This is a genomic window from Xenorhabdus santafensis, from assembly GCF_033949405.1.
GTDB lineage: Bacteria > Pseudomonadota > Gammaproteobacteria > Enterobacterales > Enterobacteriaceae > Xenorhabdus > Xenorhabdus santafensis.
This window is the reverse complement of the sequence record NZ_VCDN01000041.1, coordinates 37,679-51,193: the sequence shown is the minus strand read 5'-3', so window position 1 is coordinate 51,193 and position 13,515 is coordinate 37,679. Positions and strand designations below refer to the sequence as shown.

Annotated in this window: 24 protein-coding genes; 12 read left to right on the top strand and 12 right to left on the bottom strand. The window is 42.8% G+C overall.

The window, feature by feature from the left end:
- Positions 1–82: 82 nt before the first annotated feature.
- The gene (locus tag FE392_RS11000; protein ID WP_319930266.1) at positions 83–289 is read left to right on the top strand and encodes a hypothetical protein; all 207 of its coding nucleotides are present in this window, start codon (positions 83–85) and stop codon (positions 287–289) included.
- Positions 290–301: 12 nt separating this feature from the next.
- Here the strand turns inward: FE392_RS11000 and FE392_RS10995 are convergent, their stop codons facing one another.
- A complete protein-coding gene (locus tag FE392_RS10995; RefSeq protein WP_319930265.1) occupies positions 302–607 on the bottom strand; it encodes a hypothetical protein in 306 nt (101 codons plus the stop codon).
- Positions 608–825: 218 nt separating this feature from the next.
- Between FE392_RS10995 and FE392_RS10990 the strand changes: the two genes are divergently transcribed.
- Positions 826–1,236 (top strand): hypothetical protein, encoded by a 411-nt coding sequence (locus FE392_RS10990; protein WP_319930263.1) that lies wholly within the window; start codon positions 826–828, stop codon positions 1,234–1,236.
- Between the two features lie 46 nt (positions 1,237–1,282).
- Here FE392_RS10990 and FE392_RS10985 read toward each other — a convergent pair whose 3' ends face one another.
- The 9 genes from FE392_RS10985 to FE392_RS10945 all read right to left on the bottom strand — a co-directional run bounded on the left by FE392_RS10985 (position 1,283) and on the right by FE392_RS10945 (position 7,593).
- The gene (locus FE392_RS10985; RefSeq protein ID WP_319930262.1) at positions 1,283–2,152 is read right to left on the bottom strand and encodes a Thoeris anti-defense Tad2 family protein; all 870 of its coding nucleotides are present in this window, start codon (positions 2,150–2,152) and stop codon (positions 1,283–1,285) included.
- Between the two features lie 571 nt (positions 2,153–2,723).
- Entirely contained in the window at positions 2,724–3,503 is a 780-nt protein-coding gene (locus FE392_RS10980; RefSeq protein WP_319930270.1) for an antitermination protein Q, read from the bottom strand.
- Positions 3,503–4,510 carry a DUF968 domain-containing protein gene (locus FE392_RS10975; protein ID WP_319930261.1) on the bottom strand — a complete coding sequence of 336 codons (1,008 nt, stop codon included), beginning with the start codon at positions 4,508–4,510 and terminating at the stop codon, positions 3,503–3,505. Before FE392_RS10975 ends, FE392_RS10980 begins: the two co-directional genes overlap by 1 nt.
- Entirely contained in the window at positions 4,507–5,187 is a 681-nt protein-coding gene (locus tag FE392_RS10970) for a phage antirepressor KilAC domain-containing protein (protein ID WP_319930259.1), read from the bottom strand. The genes FE392_RS10975 and FE392_RS10970 overlap by 4 nt, the downstream gene beginning before the upstream one ends.
- 4 nt (positions 5,188–5,191) lie before the next feature.
- Positions 5,192–5,536 (bottom strand): hypothetical protein, encoded by a 345-nt coding sequence (locus FE392_RS10965; RefSeq protein ID WP_319930258.1) that lies wholly within the window; start codon positions 5,534–5,536, stop codon positions 5,192–5,194.
- Positions 5,526–6,602 carry a conserved phage C-terminal domain-containing protein gene (locus FE392_RS10960; RefSeq protein WP_319930257.1) on the bottom strand — a complete coding sequence of 359 codons (1,077 nt, stop codon included), beginning with the start codon at positions 6,600–6,602 and terminating at the stop codon, positions 5,526–5,528. The genes FE392_RS10965 and FE392_RS10960 overlap by 11 nt, the downstream gene beginning before the upstream one ends.
- Positions 6,599–6,781 carry a hypothetical protein gene (locus FE392_RS10955; RefSeq protein WP_319930256.1) on the bottom strand — a complete coding sequence of 61 codons (183 nt, stop codon included), beginning with the start codon at positions 6,779–6,781 and terminating at the stop codon, positions 6,599–6,601. Before FE392_RS10955 ends, FE392_RS10960 begins: the two co-directional genes overlap by 4 nt.
- Before the next feature lie 7 nt (positions 6,782–6,788).
- Complete coding sequence (locus FE392_RS10950) at positions 6,789–7,328, bottom strand: YmfL family putative regulatory protein (RefSeq protein WP_319930255.1); 540 nt, start codon at positions 7,326–7,328, stop codon at positions 6,789–6,791.
- Positions 7,329–7,365: 37 nt separating this feature from the next.
- Entirely contained in the window at positions 7,366–7,593 is a 228-nt protein-coding gene (locus tag FE392_RS10945; RefSeq protein WP_319930254.1) for a Cro/CI family transcriptional regulator, read from the bottom strand.
- Between the two features lie 101 nt (positions 7,594–7,694).
- On the opposite strand from FE392_RS10945, the gene FE392_RS10940 reads away from it, so the two are divergent.
- On the top strand, positions 7,695–8,342 hold the full coding sequence (locus tag FE392_RS10940; protein WP_319930253.1) for a S24 family peptidase: 648 nt from the start codon (positions 7,695–7,697) through the stop codon (positions 8,340–8,342).
- Here the strand turns inward: FE392_RS10940 and FE392_RS10935 are convergent.
- Positions 8,339–8,983: a helix-turn-helix domain-containing protein gene (locus FE392_RS10935; RefSeq protein WP_319930252.1), complete on the bottom strand. Its 645-nt coding sequence runs from the start codon at positions 8,981–8,983 to the stop codon at positions 8,339–8,341. The genes FE392_RS10940 and FE392_RS10935 overlap by 4 nt on opposite strands.
- A gap of 408 nt (positions 8,984–9,391) precedes the next feature.
- Between FE392_RS10935 and FE392_RS10930 the strand changes: the two genes are divergently transcribed.
- On the top strand, positions 9,392–9,595 hold the full coding sequence (locus FE392_RS10930) for a hypothetical protein (RefSeq protein ID WP_319930251.1): 204 nt from the start codon (positions 9,392–9,394) through the stop codon (positions 9,593–9,595).
- Here FE392_RS10930 and FE392_RS10925 read toward each other — a convergent pair.
- Positions 9,567–9,773, bottom strand: coding sequence for a hypothetical protein (locus FE392_RS10925; RefSeq protein ID WP_319930250.1), 207 nt, complete (start codon positions 9,771–9,773; stop codon positions 9,567–9,569). The two genes, FE392_RS10930 and FE392_RS10925, sit on opposite strands and share 29 nt — an antisense overlap.
- A gap of 117 nt (positions 9,774–9,890) precedes the next feature.
- Between FE392_RS10925 and FE392_RS10920 the strand changes: the two genes are divergently transcribed.
- From FE392_RS10920 to FE392_RS10885, 8 genes are all read left to right on the top strand, one after another.
- Positions 9,891–10,262 (top strand): YfdP family phage-associated protein, encoded by a 372-nt coding sequence (locus tag FE392_RS10920; protein ID WP_319930249.1) that lies wholly within the window; start codon positions 9,891–9,893, stop codon positions 10,260–10,262.
- 66 nt (positions 10,263–10,328) lie between these two features.
- Positions 10,329–11,156, top strand: a complete 828-nt coding sequence (locus FE392_RS10915; protein ID WP_319930248.1) for a YfdQ family protein — start codon at positions 10,329–10,331, stop codon at positions 11,154–11,156.
- A 93-nt stretch (positions 11,157–11,249) separates the two neighbouring features.
- A complete protein-coding gene (locus FE392_RS10910) occupies positions 11,250–11,510 on the top strand; it encodes an ANR family transcriptional regulator (protein WP_319930247.1) in 261 nt (86 codons plus the stop codon).
- Positions 11,511–11,526: 16 nt separating this feature from the next.
- Positions 11,527–11,757, top strand: coding sequence for a hypothetical protein (locus tag FE392_RS10905; protein ID WP_319930246.1), 231 nt, complete (start codon positions 11,527–11,529; stop codon positions 11,755–11,757).
- Positions 11,754–12,353: an HNH endonuclease signature motif containing protein gene (locus FE392_RS10900; protein WP_319930245.1), complete on the top strand. Its 600-nt coding sequence runs from the start codon at positions 11,754–11,756 to the stop codon at positions 12,351–12,353. Before FE392_RS10905 ends, FE392_RS10900 begins: the two co-directional genes overlap by 4 nt.
- Before the next feature lie 20 nt (positions 12,354–12,373).
- Complete coding sequence (locus FE392_RS10895) at positions 12,374–12,961, top strand: hypothetical protein (protein WP_319930244.1); 588 nt, start codon at positions 12,374–12,376, stop codon at positions 12,959–12,961.
- Positions 12,961–13,245, top strand: a complete 285-nt coding sequence (locus FE392_RS10890; protein ID WP_319930243.1) for a hypothetical protein — start codon at positions 12,961–12,963, stop codon at positions 13,243–13,245. Before FE392_RS10895 ends, FE392_RS10890 begins: the two co-directional genes overlap by 1 nt.
- A gap of 11 nt (positions 13,246–13,256) precedes the next feature.
- Entirely contained in the window at positions 13,257–13,514 is a 258-nt protein-coding gene (locus FE392_RS10885) for a hypothetical protein (protein ID WP_319930242.1), read from the top strand.
- Position 13,515 lies beyond the last annotated feature (1 nt).

Here is a 13,515-nt window from a genome sequence, read left to right as displayed (position 1 = left end):
GATACTTAAGGTATGTTGTTAGATCAGCCAAATATTAACCAACCGAAGTGATGGCTGATCAGCTTCGAGGAAAATGTTACATATGAACGTTAGTGAAATTATTAAGGACGTCAAAGCACTTCAAAGCCGCATGATGGCACTTGAATTTATTGTGCAGTCTATGCTGAGAACTTTATCAGAATCAGAAAAAAAAGAATTAATTACTGAATTGGAAAAAATAAATTATGACATTCCAGCCGTTCATGAAGCTCTTGAGCTGAGTAAGAGACACATTAATAACAAGTTGTGATAGGTAAGGCGGTCACCGTGCCGCCTTTAATATTTTAGAAACCATATCCTTTGCGTATTTTTCAGCGCGATCAATAAATTCCCCGATGGATTTATTTTTACTATAGTCCTCTTGGTACCTAAAAGTAATTTTCGGTTCCGTCAAAAGTTTGTTCTCATCATTAACATTCATAAAATCTGTAATTTCAATCTCTGAAATCAATATTTGCACATACGACTGGTTAAAAGCACCAACCCCATATCTTTCAACATCGTCATTTATATCCAAGTTAGAAGGGCGCTCGAATAACTTAGGAAAAGTCACTTCAATATTCATCATTCACCTCACGTGAGTTAATAGGTTGCCAGCCGCAATGTGTGTATACGGATGTAATGAGAGTGATTGCGGTGGCAAATATGGGAATCCCTCTGTTGCAGAAAGGGTATTAATGGCTATTCAGTCACGTTTCAGGATAAAACCAACTACGCAACCAAAACTGAACATTGATACACTAAGCGAAATTAACGTGATAATTGATAATTCCATAGGCATACCTCATGACACTTGAAATCGTTATTGCTGTGATAGGTGTATTGATCCCCGTTGCCCTTTATTTTGCAAACAAGCAGGATCAAAACAAAAAGGAACGTAGGAAAGTATCGAATGAAATACTGGTAAAACTCATAAAAGAGATTACCTTAATAGAGTCTGGTAGGTACCCATTTACAAAACTAAGTCAGCGTGATTTTGATAAGTTGCTCGCCCTGGTTTCAGAAAGGAAAATGAAGAAACTTAAGTCTGCCATTAATTCCTACGAACGGGCTCATAATGAAACCGTCAAAATTAAACACTATCACGACACTCATCCATCCGATCGCGTATTCATTCTTAATGCTTTTGATGTTATTAACCCAAAAGAAACCATCAAAGATTTGGAGCCATTGAGAAGATTTCTGAAAAAATTTTAAGCCGCAATGAGAAAAAGGCCGCATTAAGCAGCCTTGAATTTAGAATTTATTCATCACGCCAGGTGACGCAAAAACGTTTGGTTTTTCCTATTTGTTGCTTCAGTATTTCTCTTAATTTTCCTGCTTCAGAACTATAGGGAATTCCGAGAGCGTAGGAAGTGAAGCATTTATATACATCTTCGCTATAGGTAGGAACGTAAGGCTTACCAAGGTAATAGGTAATACTATCAACTGTTATATAAAGATTTTTGTTATTAAATAGATTTTTTATTTTCTCATAACTCTCTTTATTATGGGGGGTAGATACATTCCACTTAAGCATATTCCAACTGCCAGAAGTATTTGGTGTTTCTACCCAATAGAATGAGTCTGTTTGTACAATCTCTGCATTATTGGATACTATATTGATAGCACCAACGGCATGATGATTTGGATTCCACTTAATTGCATCAGTTTCGTCCACGTAACCCCACATCTCCATGAGACCACCTAGAGTATCTTTCGATGAAGCATATTCTATAGTAAGGTCAAAAACATACATACTATCCTCTGGACACACTGGCTTTAGCTTTACCTTCGCCTCTTCCCAATCGCACGCTACCATATCGTCCTGATCTGGAAGCCAATCTCTCGAATGGTCGTGTCTATCGTGTACTTGTAAATAGACCTGCTCCGCCTTGTCGTCATCGGCTTTTTGAGTATTAAGATATATATATTTTTCTGGATAACTCCAATCCTTACAGCGCATTTTCTTACCAAGATACACCTGAATTATTGCCCAAGGAAAAGAACCGACTGGCGCAGTAATATCATTACTCAATTCAACTTTAGCTTTAACTTTGTAATCATCAGGGTTGATTTGGCATTCAAATCCCATTTTCTTATTTTGTTTCTCTGGCTTATTAACTTCAGACATTAATTCCTCACTTATTATTAATTATTAAAGGTAATTTCATCCTACTAATAAACAGCCAGTTAATATTACTTAGACCTGTTTTTATTTCAATCCAGCGCCATTGTATAGAGATTAATACACCTTAATATATGGCGACGCACTATAAAATTTGTCTGTTAATCGAGTGCACAATTCAGTGAGGTGTAAATTTGAAGTTTGGTGCTGGTAGCGGGCCTCGTTTCGTGAGGCTAACGGTCAGTGACGTCATTCTGACATCAGATGCAAGATAACATTGCCACGATGACAATATGTTTTGCGCCTTAGAACCTGTCATGCTGATTTATCTGGCTTGCATGGGTGTTCTCTAACCTTGATCGAAGTGTTGACCAAACCGTACAGAATAAAAATTAACCTATTGATTTATAGATACTATATCTATTGATCGACCCCGATCGAACTGCAATCTCAAAATTGACGACTGTCAGAAAGCAAAAAACCCCGCCGAGGCGAGGTCTGAAAATTGGTAGTGAGTATAGTTACAAGTTCCCACTATTTAAAGATGGTAGGCCAGCTGCGGACAAAAAGCAACTGTTTATTTTGTTACCTCATTGAATGCTTCTTCAGCGCGTCTTTCTTCCGTGCGGCACTTCTCCACCAGCTTTTCATAAAACGGTTTCCAGTTCCGACGCCATGTCCTTTCGTTCAAATCAGGGATAAGCGCCTTAATTGCGGTATAAGCCACTGATGACGGCACTCGACTGTACCCCCGCCCTGAGCATCGAGGGCAAATCTTGTGAACGGGAACACCTCGTACAGCGGTTTCTTCCTCGTCCAAAATAATGCCCCGTCCCTTGCAGCGACAACGGTTTGACAGCACACCTTTCCCGTTGCATTTCTGGCAAAGCTCTCCTACTCGTTCAACTTCAATCCACGGTTCAATAAGCACCACCCCATCAGCGCGAATAATACCGGGATGCTTTTCAACCTCTTTCATGCCATAGATAAGACCTTTCCCTTGGCACTCTGCACATTGGCAGGTTGAAGCGGCTGAACGGGCATAATTCTCAAACGCCATCTTGGATAAGATCACCAAACATTGACCCAGCTTGTTACCTGCCGCTTTTGATATCAGCTTCGGTACGGTTTGCCTTGCATACTTTGTTAATGCCTCTACCGTGCTGAACTTGTCTTCTTCACTTACCTCGTTCTTGGCAAAGAATGCCGTCATGCCAAATTCAGCCTGTGATGTCGCCATCCCTAAAGCCGCTGCCGTATCCATGCCCTTCATTCTGTCCGGGGCGGTACTGGTGGAAGCATCGCTAAATGTCGGTGACTTCGGGTGAAAGTGTTTTAGTGCTGATTCGAGTTTCATCACTTAATCGCCCCTATCCCCAGTGACCTGTCCAAAAAACGAAACAATAAATCGACCTGACTGCCGTGCTTATCCTCCCATGCCAATCTGTCGCGGTGCAGTTCGTTATGGCATGCTCGACACAATGGTAAGCAAAATAGGTCATGTGCCTTGGTGCCCATTCCTCCCTGACCGTGTCCAATAATGTGGTGCGGATCATCCGCCGGACGCTGACAGGCAATACAGGGCTGAGACTTCACCCACTGCAACCAATGTTCATTGCGCCATGGCTGTAATTTGGGTGAACGCATAAAGCTGGCGGGTGGCTCAGGATCAACCTCAGCAGCCAGTACCGTTTTAACTTGTTCGACGCGCTCATGGATAATGTCTTGTGAGGTTTGAGTTATCCATTTAATGTCATGCTCGCTGGTGGTACTGCCAATTTTCTCATCATGATCATCAATCCGCTGTAAGGCACGATGGTTAATAAATGACGGTAGCAAATCCGATACCCCATGGATAACCGACCAACTAAATAGCTCTGGCCACGTCACTTGATGATGGGCTGGCAAACGGAAATAACTCACTACGTTATACAGCACCCATTGATGCCGGTTTTTCTCTGCCGCCGCCTGTATGCGATCGGAGCCCTCCCGGCACTGATTGTCATGATGCCAGCACGTTCTGACCACACTGTTATCAAGCACGGTTACCGTCAGCATATTATGGTGATAACCTTCCTCGTCCTCTGCCTGACAGGCTGAAACCGTATGGGCGATATAGTGTTTCATCGCCTCCATGCCGCCCGTTATTTTGAGTACCCGTTCATGCTGAAAGAAGGGGTTCAGCCGCTTATCCGCAGCCAGCCATTGTCCTTCAATCACTTGCCCTGATGGTGCGGACTGAAGTGCTGTTGGTTCGGGCATTAACAACATTCGGCCATGAAATCCATTCAGGAGACTACGACCCGGTTTGAATACCACCAGCCCCAGATCACGAAGCACATGCGGAGTCAGCAAATAATTCATGCCAGGCACCCCACTTTGTACTCGGCCCACAATCCTGCAACCCAGCGCATTCCCTTGGCCGTAAACCGAGCTTGTGCGAACGCATGGGCATTGGTGGTATTGGTGCCTGTCTTGACCTCAAATCGTTTTGTATCAATGTGATACTGGTAAGGTAACAGAGTGCCATTCAGTCGATACATAATCCGTCTTTCCAGCAAGAACCCACGGAATTCCGGCTCTTTTGCCCCAATCAACTTGCACACCTGTCGGAACGTCATTGAACCGTTCGCGTTAACATACCGATCAACAAACGCCACTTTGGGGGCAGCGGCAGCCAATTGAGATTCCAGTGCCTGGTTGTGTTCTGCTAAATCGGCGGCTAATCGCAATGCTTCGGGCAACGTCTGAGGAATATGGGCAACTTGATGTTGTTCCAGAGCCTGCCAGCGATCGACCAGCCGGGCGGTAAACTCCGGAGAGAGTTGGGCGACAATTACGTAACTGTCCCGCTTCCCTATCCGGTATTCATCAATGGGTTGGTTCTGGTGATTTCTGACTTCCACCAATGGTGGACGTTGGATAACGCCCCGTTCTGCCAGGCGCTCAATGGTTCTTTTCACGGAGTCATGACGGGATTCAACCAAATCCGCTATCTCCCTGCTCGACATGGTTAAGCTGTGTGATATTAAATTTGTCATGTTGTCACTTCCCTCTCCGAGCTTTAGCCAGTAATGCATCAAAACGCTTTAACAACAGGTTGCCTTCCGGTATTGGCCGACGTCGATGGCGCAATGCTTCCCGACTCGCTTTTAGCCTTTCCCAGTATTCTGCCATGATGTGATCTGCGCCCTGAACAACACGATAAACCCGAGCACCCCGCTCACGAGTGCCACTGACTTCCACGGCGCCAATGGCAATCAGCCTGCACAAGCTGCCCGTGGCGGTGCCGATGGGGATTCCAAACGCGTCGGTGACCATCCGCGAAGTAAATCCATCGTGCTGCTTAAACTGCTGAACAATGCGGTGAGGTATGGGGTTATTGCGCATCCTTCCCTCCCTGCTCTTTCGCTGCCTGTTCTGCCGCCTGCTGCCAAATTCCCCGCCATGCGGCTAAACCTGCTATCTCGCTCATGCGGCCTATGCCCGCCTTACGTGCCAGTTGTGCCGCCAGTTCCTGAATGCGGTTTGCAGGTTTCCAGCCAGTTGAAAACAATTTCCGGAATGTAGTGTCACGCTCCACGGTGTCAATGGTGATGGCAATTTCTCCAACTTTCAGCCAGCGGCCGTTTACACAGGCTGGGCGGCCTTTTTCGTACCACTTGCAGGCTTTGTCGAAATACTCCGTACAGTTTTCTGGGCTAAACAGAGTCTTCGGTCGCAGATAATCCCGCATCTTGCCATCGTTAGCCCATTTGGCGGTCAGGTAATCAGTGACCAGCATTAGGTCTTCCATCACGAATCCTTCATTCAACCGGGCACGGATATAACCTATGGTCGTTTTACCCTCACGGTAACGGGAGCCTGTCACTTGATTGAAATAATTTAATACCTGCTGGGCGGGGTCGGGTTCCTCGGGAACCTGACAAGAGTTCTCTGTAGTAGTCTCTGTAGTATTCTCTGTAGTAGTCTCTGTAGTATTCTCTGTAAGATCAGGCCAATTTGACCCGTTCAGAGCAGTGCAATCTGACCCGTTTGATCGTTTCATTTTGCACTCATCGATAAGGTCATTTTGACCTGCTCGACGATGAGGCTTTGAGCGGTTCGATGGGGTCATTTTGACCTCATCGTTCAGTAACGCATGTTCATAATTTATCGAATAATAATTTGTGCGGTCATGATTGGATTTATTGATTTGCTCAATGCGTAATACGTTCATTTTTTTCAAATTGGCAAATGCGCGTTTAATGGTGGACTCAGAAAAGAACGGGAACTGCTCCTGCCATTTTTCAATGGTGTTGTAGATCCATCGCCGCCCGTCAGCTTCGATACCAGACCCCGTTTCGGTCAGCCAGTATTGCAATTGTTGCAGCACCATCGCCTCATTTAGCCCGAGGCGCACCGCCAGTTCAGGGATAACCACCAATGGGCGATTTTTTAACAATAATAAACTCATACCATCACCCCATTGCCCCGTTCTCTGTATTCCCCCACAGCCCATTGCACAAAACTGTGGTTGGTTGGTTCCCATTTACCCAGTATTCTTATTTCATAACGAAACGGCACTGACCTGCTGCCGGGAGTGAAACGACAACGAATTTGCGCCATCCCCATGTTTTTGGTTAAACTGTCCATGCGTTGATTACTCCACACACTGTTTTTGACGCACTGACGCCTCAGACCGCGAATCTGGGGCGTTACCTTTTTCTGAGGGACAAAAATAACGATAAGACAGGCTGAGATATCCCAATGTCAGCACCTGTAGTTGTTCACCGATGTAATTCAATTCCTCCCGTTCTTGTTGATCAATCACGCCATCCGCCGTGAATTCGTTCCAGCGATGGGCCAACTCCCCCATTTTTCCAACCAGTTCATTGAATTTGGCGGCGATATCTTCCCTATCCACTTCCACTTCTGGGGACGGAACAAATACGCCACCCGCCCGTCTTGCCATTTCTTCCACCAGCAACGGCTCACCACAAGCACGCTGGATAACCTCAGCAAATCCGATGGGAAAGACTTGATCACCTTCATCGCGCAGGCGGTTGTAGACTGAGTTTTCAGTGATACCCAGCCATTCCGCCGCTTCCTTATAACCTCCTGACAGTTTTGTGATCATTCGTTTAACCACTCGCGAGTACCATTGAGGCTGTTTTTCGATATGCCAATGTTCGTTTTTCATCCCACGGCTCCTTTTATTTTTTTGTGGTTTATTTATTTCAGTCTTCAGCTATTCTTTTGTTTACTAGGATCTGCGTTTTTCCATATAAATCTGCTCTATATTTCAGTTTTCCATTGGTGCGCAATTCTGCTTCTAACGCTCTAGATTTAGGAATGAGGCCACAAGTTCGCCTCTTCCACATAGAAATCGCCTCTGGAGTCACACCATAAAATTCGGCTGCTTTTTTGATTGTGCCGAAGTGGCACACGATTTCATCGACAGTCATACGAACTCCTTTTATCTAAGTAAACTTAGATACTAGCTTCTAAGTTTATTTTGATCAATAGAAGCTAAAATTACTTAGTTAATTTTTTTATCGGGCATTGTATGAATGACACATCTTTGGGTATGCGGATAAAGCATCTGAGAAAAAGCCACAAACTTACCCAGGTGGATTTGGGGAGGTCCATTGGTGTTTCAGGTGTAACGGTTGGCTATTGGGAAAAAGACCTAAATGAACCAAAAGGAAAGGCATTGAGTAAACTTGCCAAGGTCTTGAATACGACCGAAAACTATCTTCTGTATGGAGTGGAAGATCCGGCAGCGCAATTGATGTCTATACGACAGGCAAATGAGGTTCCTTTATTCATGATTTGGGATGACGCCCTTCGATATATAAATTCGAAAGGAGTCCCTATTATGAATAATAAAACAAAAACAATTACCTCTTTTGTCAATGTTTCCATAGAGTCATTTGCACTACGTATGTCAAATGACTCTATGATTACCTCTAATGGCGGGGGAATACCACAAGGTGCTATTGTTGTCTTTGATCCCAAATTAAAGCCAACAGAAGGAAAGATTGTTCTAGCGCAAATCACTGAAGGTGATAAAAAACATTTAATTATCAAAAAACTGATGATAGATGGTTCTCAGCAGTACTTAATGCCGTTAAATTCTCAGTATCAAAGCACCCTTGTCGATGAACAGTGTAAATTTTTAGCTGTCGCCTGTAGCGTTCAATACGAGATCTAAGTGACTGTATGGCCCGCTACTAGCGGGCTTTTTTCCGCCCATTTCCTGAGATCTATCAATAAAAATACGACAACGCCTAATAAATTAGCTGATGGTAATGATAAGTCTATTAGAGGAATTCGAAAGTCATCTACAGCCAAGTAACCAGAAGTTCCTCCATCTAAGAACTTATACACAGATATATTTTGATTTACGGTTGCAATAACTAAATCTTTTGTGCCTGGCACAATGGCAGTATCAATAATTACAACTGAACCGTATGGGGCTTCAGCGCATCCGCTATTTCTTTCCATGATATACGCACGCCACGTTTGCTTTGGCTTATCTGATGGTGAGATAACAAAATTATCTGTTTTGCCATTGGAGTTCCAAATAGATATTTGCGGGTGCTTGCTTAAACTAGGTGTCACCGACTCTTCATCGCCCACCAGCATGCTTCCAGTTCCGTTAGCTAGCCACTCAGGATTAACACTCAAGGCGTTAGCTATATCTATTATTTTTGATGAACCTTTAGCCTGTCCTTGGGTTAAGCGCCATATTGTAGGCTGTGCAACCCCTGACGCTTCTGCTAAAGCACCTTGAGTCATCTTCCGTAACTTCATTGCCTCTGCCAGGCGCTCTGCAAGATTTAAATTTTTCATACATTGTAATTTATAACTGTGAAGATCAGACGTCAAATACACATAACTATTATTTAATTTTCTATCTAAACTCTCATTAAATTATTTATTAACAATAAGATATACGAATACTTACTTACCACAGCTAAAAAAAATCACATAAAAACTAATTTTTCTTATATTTTTAACTTGAATTTAAAACTAAGTTATCTTAGATTTAAGTCGTAGGGTACTGAAGCAATTCGCGGCTGGCCAGATTTTCAATCCAGCACCAGGAGGAACGACCTTTCGTTCTTATTGGCCAGCCGCACTTTTTCACTCTTATAGATAAGGTCACGGGTTTGTTTATGTAGGCAGTCGGATCTTTCATTAGCTGGTGGTCTTATCTATAAGTGTGGGGTAATTAAAAACAGTGTGGAGTAATTGACTATGGAAATTAAATTATTGGCAGGTGAAAAGGTGATCACTACATATACAGAAGGTGAATCACCTATGAAATTTTTAGCTGACGTATTCACTGCTATGGCAGCAGCGGATGAAGAAGCTCAAAAGGCTAAACATATCGCTAGAAAAAAACGCCTTAAGGAGCTTACTGATCGATGGATTAAAACGGCTCCTGAGGATCAGTCGTGAAAGGATCAAGTAGCTTGACTACTTGAGCATCAATTGAACTGCCCTTTAATTTGTTTTTGATGTTGTCAATATCCTCCTGATACACATCGGCAGGGGTGTTTTCAAGTAAGGCAACAGATATGAAGCTAATAGCGCGCTCAATAGCTGCTAGACGATCTTCTAAATTATCATTTTTCATTATCTTTTCTCTTGGCTGTTGTGGTGACTTCCAAGAATACCACTACCGCCTGAGGTGGTAAAACAACCAGGCACCAATTCACGTGTGGAGTAATAACAATAACCGACGGAGGTTAGCATGAGCGAAAGTAGAACAACGGTAGTACCGGATTTTTTATCCGAACTGGATGGTGGCGTATTCGAAAATAAACTGTCCGCGTCATTAAATGCAGTTGCACTGGGAGTCATTAACAACGGTGGAAAAGGCAAAGTGATTGTTGAGATGGATATTGCCCGTTTAAACAATTCCATCGAAGAAAAGCGCGTCATGATTTCCCATAAATTGAAATTTACTGCACCAACACCACGCGGGAAATCTTCAGAAGAGGATACGACTGAAACACCGATGTATGTCGGCAAAGGTGGGAAATTAACAATTATGCAAGAAGATCAGGGGAATTTATTTTCCATCAATGGAGAGCCGGACGGAAAATTAAGAGCAGCGAACTGATTTAATTTATTCCTATTTTACTTTCAACATTAATTAATACTCAAAATAAAGAGTGGAGGTTTTATCATGTCTCAATTAGATAGCACAGCTATTTCTCAAATTCAGGAAATGAGTATCGCAGCTTCATCTTTGGATGTAATTAAAAGTGCAAATTTCCCTGCTGCCCTTATTTCAGAAAAATATCGCATCGAAAGCTTGGAAGAGTTTGAGCTTCTTCGATATCGCTTTCGTGGTGAAATGAAAACAACCAGTATTGATGATTTCGTCAAATATTCTATTGGTTATTCTGGTGAAGGCACCCGCTGCTTTATTGATGCGGAAAAAATGCGGGCTGAATCTATTTTTAATTTGGGTACGCTTTCCCGTCCTGACCATGCAGATAATACGGCCAGTGTTACCTTAAAGAAAACAGCCCCCTTCCGTTCCTTGCTAGATATTAATGCCCGTAAACAACGGCAAAAAGATTTAGCGGAATGGCTGGAAGATTGGCGCGAACACTTAATGGCATTTGATTCCGATGGCAATGTATTAGATATCAAAAAAGCGATCGCTGCCATTCGTCGCATTACCATTGAAGCAACACAAACCCAAGATCATGAAGAGCACGATTTCAGCGGCAAGCGCTCAGTATTAGAGAGCGTCGAAGCTAAAAGCAAAGAAGTAATGCCTGCTGCGTTTGAATTTAAGTGTATCCCTTATGATGGCCTGTCAGAACGCCGGTTTAAATTACGCTATAGTATCTTGACCGGTGATAACGTTCCAGTGCTGGTACTGCGCATCGTACAACTGGAAGCAAAAGAAGAAGCGATTGCCGGAGAATTTCGCGATCTCCTGACAATTGAGTTCCAAGATGCCGACATTGAAACATTTATCGGTAATTTCTCAACTCGATAATCAGTAAGAAATTAAGCGTCGTGATTGCGGCGCTTAATTAAAAATAGTGTGTGGAGTAAATATCATATTTTTATTGCCATCTGGTGAATACATATGACAAACGAACAATATTTTAATTTCGCCAATAAAGCTATTTTGCATGAAAAAGGCGAGCAATATATTCAAGCGGCTTTATTTTGGGGAAAGGCAGCTGATTGTGCGATGCATTATAAAAATAGAAACTGGGCAATATATCGTAAAGAGCACAATGAAATTAGAAATACATTGCATATCCGTCATGAAGATGAATGCAAGAAAACTGCCAATCGAAAAACGGCTGTTGTTTTAAAGGCTCATATTGATAGAAGTAAATAAAGCACAGGTGAATATCATGAAAAATACGTTGGAAGATTTGAATAACCATCTCTTTGCTCAATTGGAGCGATTGTCTGACGAAGATATTTCCGGTGAAGAATTAGAAATGGAAATCAGGCGCGGAAAAGCGATATCCGGTGTAGCTGTACAGATTGTTAATAACGGTAAATTAGCATTAGAGGCTCAACGGGCATTCGGTTCTGGCGAGATCCCTGCACCCCCAAAATTTTTGGAGGCGCGAAAATGAAGAAAGCTCTGTTTTTCTATTCAGATGAAATGAAGCAGTGGATGAAGGAAAACTATAGGTTGGTACGACACCAACTTACAGATGCGTTTAATGCTCAATTTAACACGAATCAGAGCAGGGAAAGTATTTGTGGACTACGTAAGCGATTAGGGTTGCGTGTTAGGCAATCTGCGACATGGGAAAAAGGATATAAACCCGTCTATACAGGCACCAAAGGAATGCTAAAGGCCACCAGTGGCTCATTCAAAACAGGCCACGATGCGATTGGAAATAAGCGTGAGGTAGGAGCAGAACGCATTAACTCATGTGGCTACATGGAAATAAAAATCGCCAACCCCAGCGTTTGGCGACTGAAGCATCTGGTTATTTGGGAAGAGCATCATGGCGAACGGCCTAAAAACTGCGTAGTTACTTTTAAAGATGGCAATCCCCTAAATTGCCAAATTAGTAACCTGATATTGATCACTCGTAAAGAGAATACGTTAGTCAATAATTCCAATAAGAGACTTAAGGCACCCGCAGAATTTAAATCAGTAGTAATCAATTTGGTAAAAATAGAACAAGCCATTGCAAGCAAGGCCGCAAATAACACATAACCAAAATTATGGGTGTTTAAATGAAAGAGAGATCGATTATTTTTAATGGCGACATGGTTCACGCGATTTTGGATGGTAGAAAAACTCAAACACGGCGGATTGCCGAATTCAAGCTTCGCGAGAATGGGTACAACCTCAGATTCAGCGGCCTACGAGTAGGATATTATCACAATGGCATGCCGTCGAGTGGTTTTGTACTTCGGGCGGCTGATGCTGGTTGCTGGAATGACAGAACCTTCCCATTACATTGCCCATATGGACAGATAAGTGAGCAGTTATGGGTGCGTGAGTCGAAACAAATACCGCGCGAGACTTCCCGTATTCTACTGGAAATAACAGATATCAGAATTGAGAGATTGCAGGATATCAGTGAACAGGATGTGATAGCTGAGGGGTTAATGAAAATATCGAAAGATGGACAATTATTTAAATTTGGTATTTCTGATATGGATGGTCTACCCGGTGGCTGTGATGTCGGTTGGAAATGGCGTGAATGGGAAATAAACCCAGAAATAGCATACAAAAAGCTATGGGAATCAATCTACGGCGAAAGTAGTTGGGATGCAAACCCGTGGGTGTGGGTAATTGATTTTAGGAGAATTAGATAATGAACGATAAATTTGAAAATAACTCCCTCGATGATATTTCGAACAGACTGAAAGCAGCAGCGAGAATATCAAAAAACTATAACGTCAATAAAATAACAATTGATTGCGATGAATTAATAACACTCTGTGACGCTGCAAAGAAACTCGCTGAATATGAAAGTATGGAGCCTGTTGCGTACATAAATCTAATTAACCAAGAAATACGTAAGAGTATTTCTGAATTTGATGAAAATAAAACAATATACGCCGCTCCTTTATATTTACTCCGTAATTCCAAAAAATAACGAGAACCATCATGAATATTATCGACGCAGCGAATGAAAGCAACGCAGCTCAGGGAATTCCTTGGGTAAGTACTCAGGAAAAAATGCCAATAGATGATGATGATTACTCTCCTTTGTGCCTTGTTTATGTGTCGTTAGGTTCTATCTCTCGTGCAGGTTATGACTACTGGGACACGGATAAGAAGCAATGGCAAGAACACGAAAATGATGAAGTTACTCACTGGTGCTATATGGATGATATCCCCGCTCCGGTAACAAAGGAGAGTTAGC

Coding starts and splice junctions, on each gene's coding strand:
- FE392_RS10900 (WP_319930245.1), top strand. CDS start 11,754: ATGAAGAAAGCTCTGTTTTTCTATTCAGATGAAATGAAGCAGTGGATG.
- FE392_RS10970 (WP_319930259.1), bottom strand. CDS start 5,187: ATGACAAATTTAATATCACACAGCTTAACCATGTCGAGCAGGGAGATA.
- FE392_RS10905 (WP_319930246.1), top strand. CDS start 11,527: ATGAAAAATACGTTGGAAGATTTGAATAACCATCTCTTTGCTCAATTG.
- FE392_RS10995 (WP_319930265.1), bottom strand. CDS start 607: ATGATGAATATTGAAGTGACTTTTCCTAAGTTATTCGAGCGCCCTTCT.
- FE392_RS10925 (WP_319930250.1), bottom strand. CDS start 9,773: ATGAAAAATGATAATTTAGAAGATCGTCTAGCAGCTATTGAGCGCGCT.
- FE392_RS10930 (WP_319930251.1), top strand. CDS start 9,392: ATGGAAATTAAATTATTGGCAGGTGAAAAGGTGATCACTACATATACA.
- FE392_RS11000 (WP_319930266.1), top strand. CDS start 83: ATGAACGTTAGTGAAATTATTAAGGACGTCAAAGCACTTCAAAGCCGC.
- FE392_RS10895 (WP_319930244.1), top strand. CDS start 12,374: ATGAAAGAGAGATCGATTATTTTTAATGGCGACATGGTTCACGCGATT.
- FE392_RS10940 (WP_319930253.1), top strand. CDS start 7,695: ATGAATGACACATCTTTGGGTATGCGGATAAAGCATCTGAGAAAAAGC.
- FE392_RS10980 (WP_319930270.1), bottom strand. CDS start 3,503: ATGAAACTCGAATCAGCACTAAAACACTTTCACCCGAAGTCACCGACA.
- FE392_RS10965 (WP_319930258.1), bottom strand. CDS start 5,536: ATGCGCAATAACCCCATACCTCACCGCATTGTTCAGCAGTTTAAGCAG.
- FE392_RS10975 (WP_319930261.1), bottom strand. CDS start 4,510: ATGAATTATTTGCTGACTCCGCATGTGCTTCGTGATCTGGGGCTGGTG.
- FE392_RS10960 (WP_319930257.1), bottom strand. CDS start 6,602: ATGAGTTTATTATTGTTAAAAAATCGCCCATTGGTGGTTATCCCTGAA.
- FE392_RS10920 (WP_319930249.1), top strand. CDS start 9,891: ATGAGCGAAAGTAGAACAACGGTAGTACCGGATTTTTTATCCGAACTG.
- FE392_RS10935 (WP_319930252.1), bottom strand. CDS start 8,983: ATGAAAAATTTAAATCTTGCAGAGCGCCTGGCAGAGGCAATGAAGTTA.
- FE392_RS10985 (WP_319930262.1), bottom strand. CDS start 2,152: ATGTCTGAAGTTAATAAGCCAGAGAAACAAAATAAGAAAATGGGATTT.
- FE392_RS10890 (WP_319930243.1), top strand. CDS start 12,961: ATGAACGATAAATTTGAAAATAACTCCCTCGATGATATTTCGAACAGA.
- FE392_RS10885 (WP_319930242.1), top strand. CDS start 13,257: ATGAATATTATCGACGCAGCGAATGAAAGCAACGCAGCTCAGGGAATT.
- FE392_RS10945 (WP_319930254.1), bottom strand. CDS start 7,593: ATGACTGTCGATGAAATCGTGTGCCACTTCGGCACAATCAAAAAAGCA.
- FE392_RS10950 (WP_319930255.1), bottom strand. CDS start 7,328: ATGAAAAACGAACATTGGCATATCGAAAAACAGCCTCAATGGTACTCG.
- FE392_RS10910 (WP_319930247.1), top strand. CDS start 11,250: ATGACAAACGAACAATATTTTAATTTCGCCAATAAAGCTATTTTGCAT.
- FE392_RS10915 (WP_319930248.1), top strand. CDS start 10,329: ATGTCTCAATTAGATAGCACAGCTATTTCTCAAATTCAGGAAATGAGT.
- FE392_RS10955 (WP_319930256.1), bottom strand. CDS start 6,781: ATGGACAGTTTAACCAAAAACATGGGGATGGCGCAAATTCGTTGTCGT.
- FE392_RS10990 (WP_319930263.1), top strand. CDS start 826: ATGACACTTGAAATCGTTATTGCTGTGATAGGTGTATTGATCCCCGTT.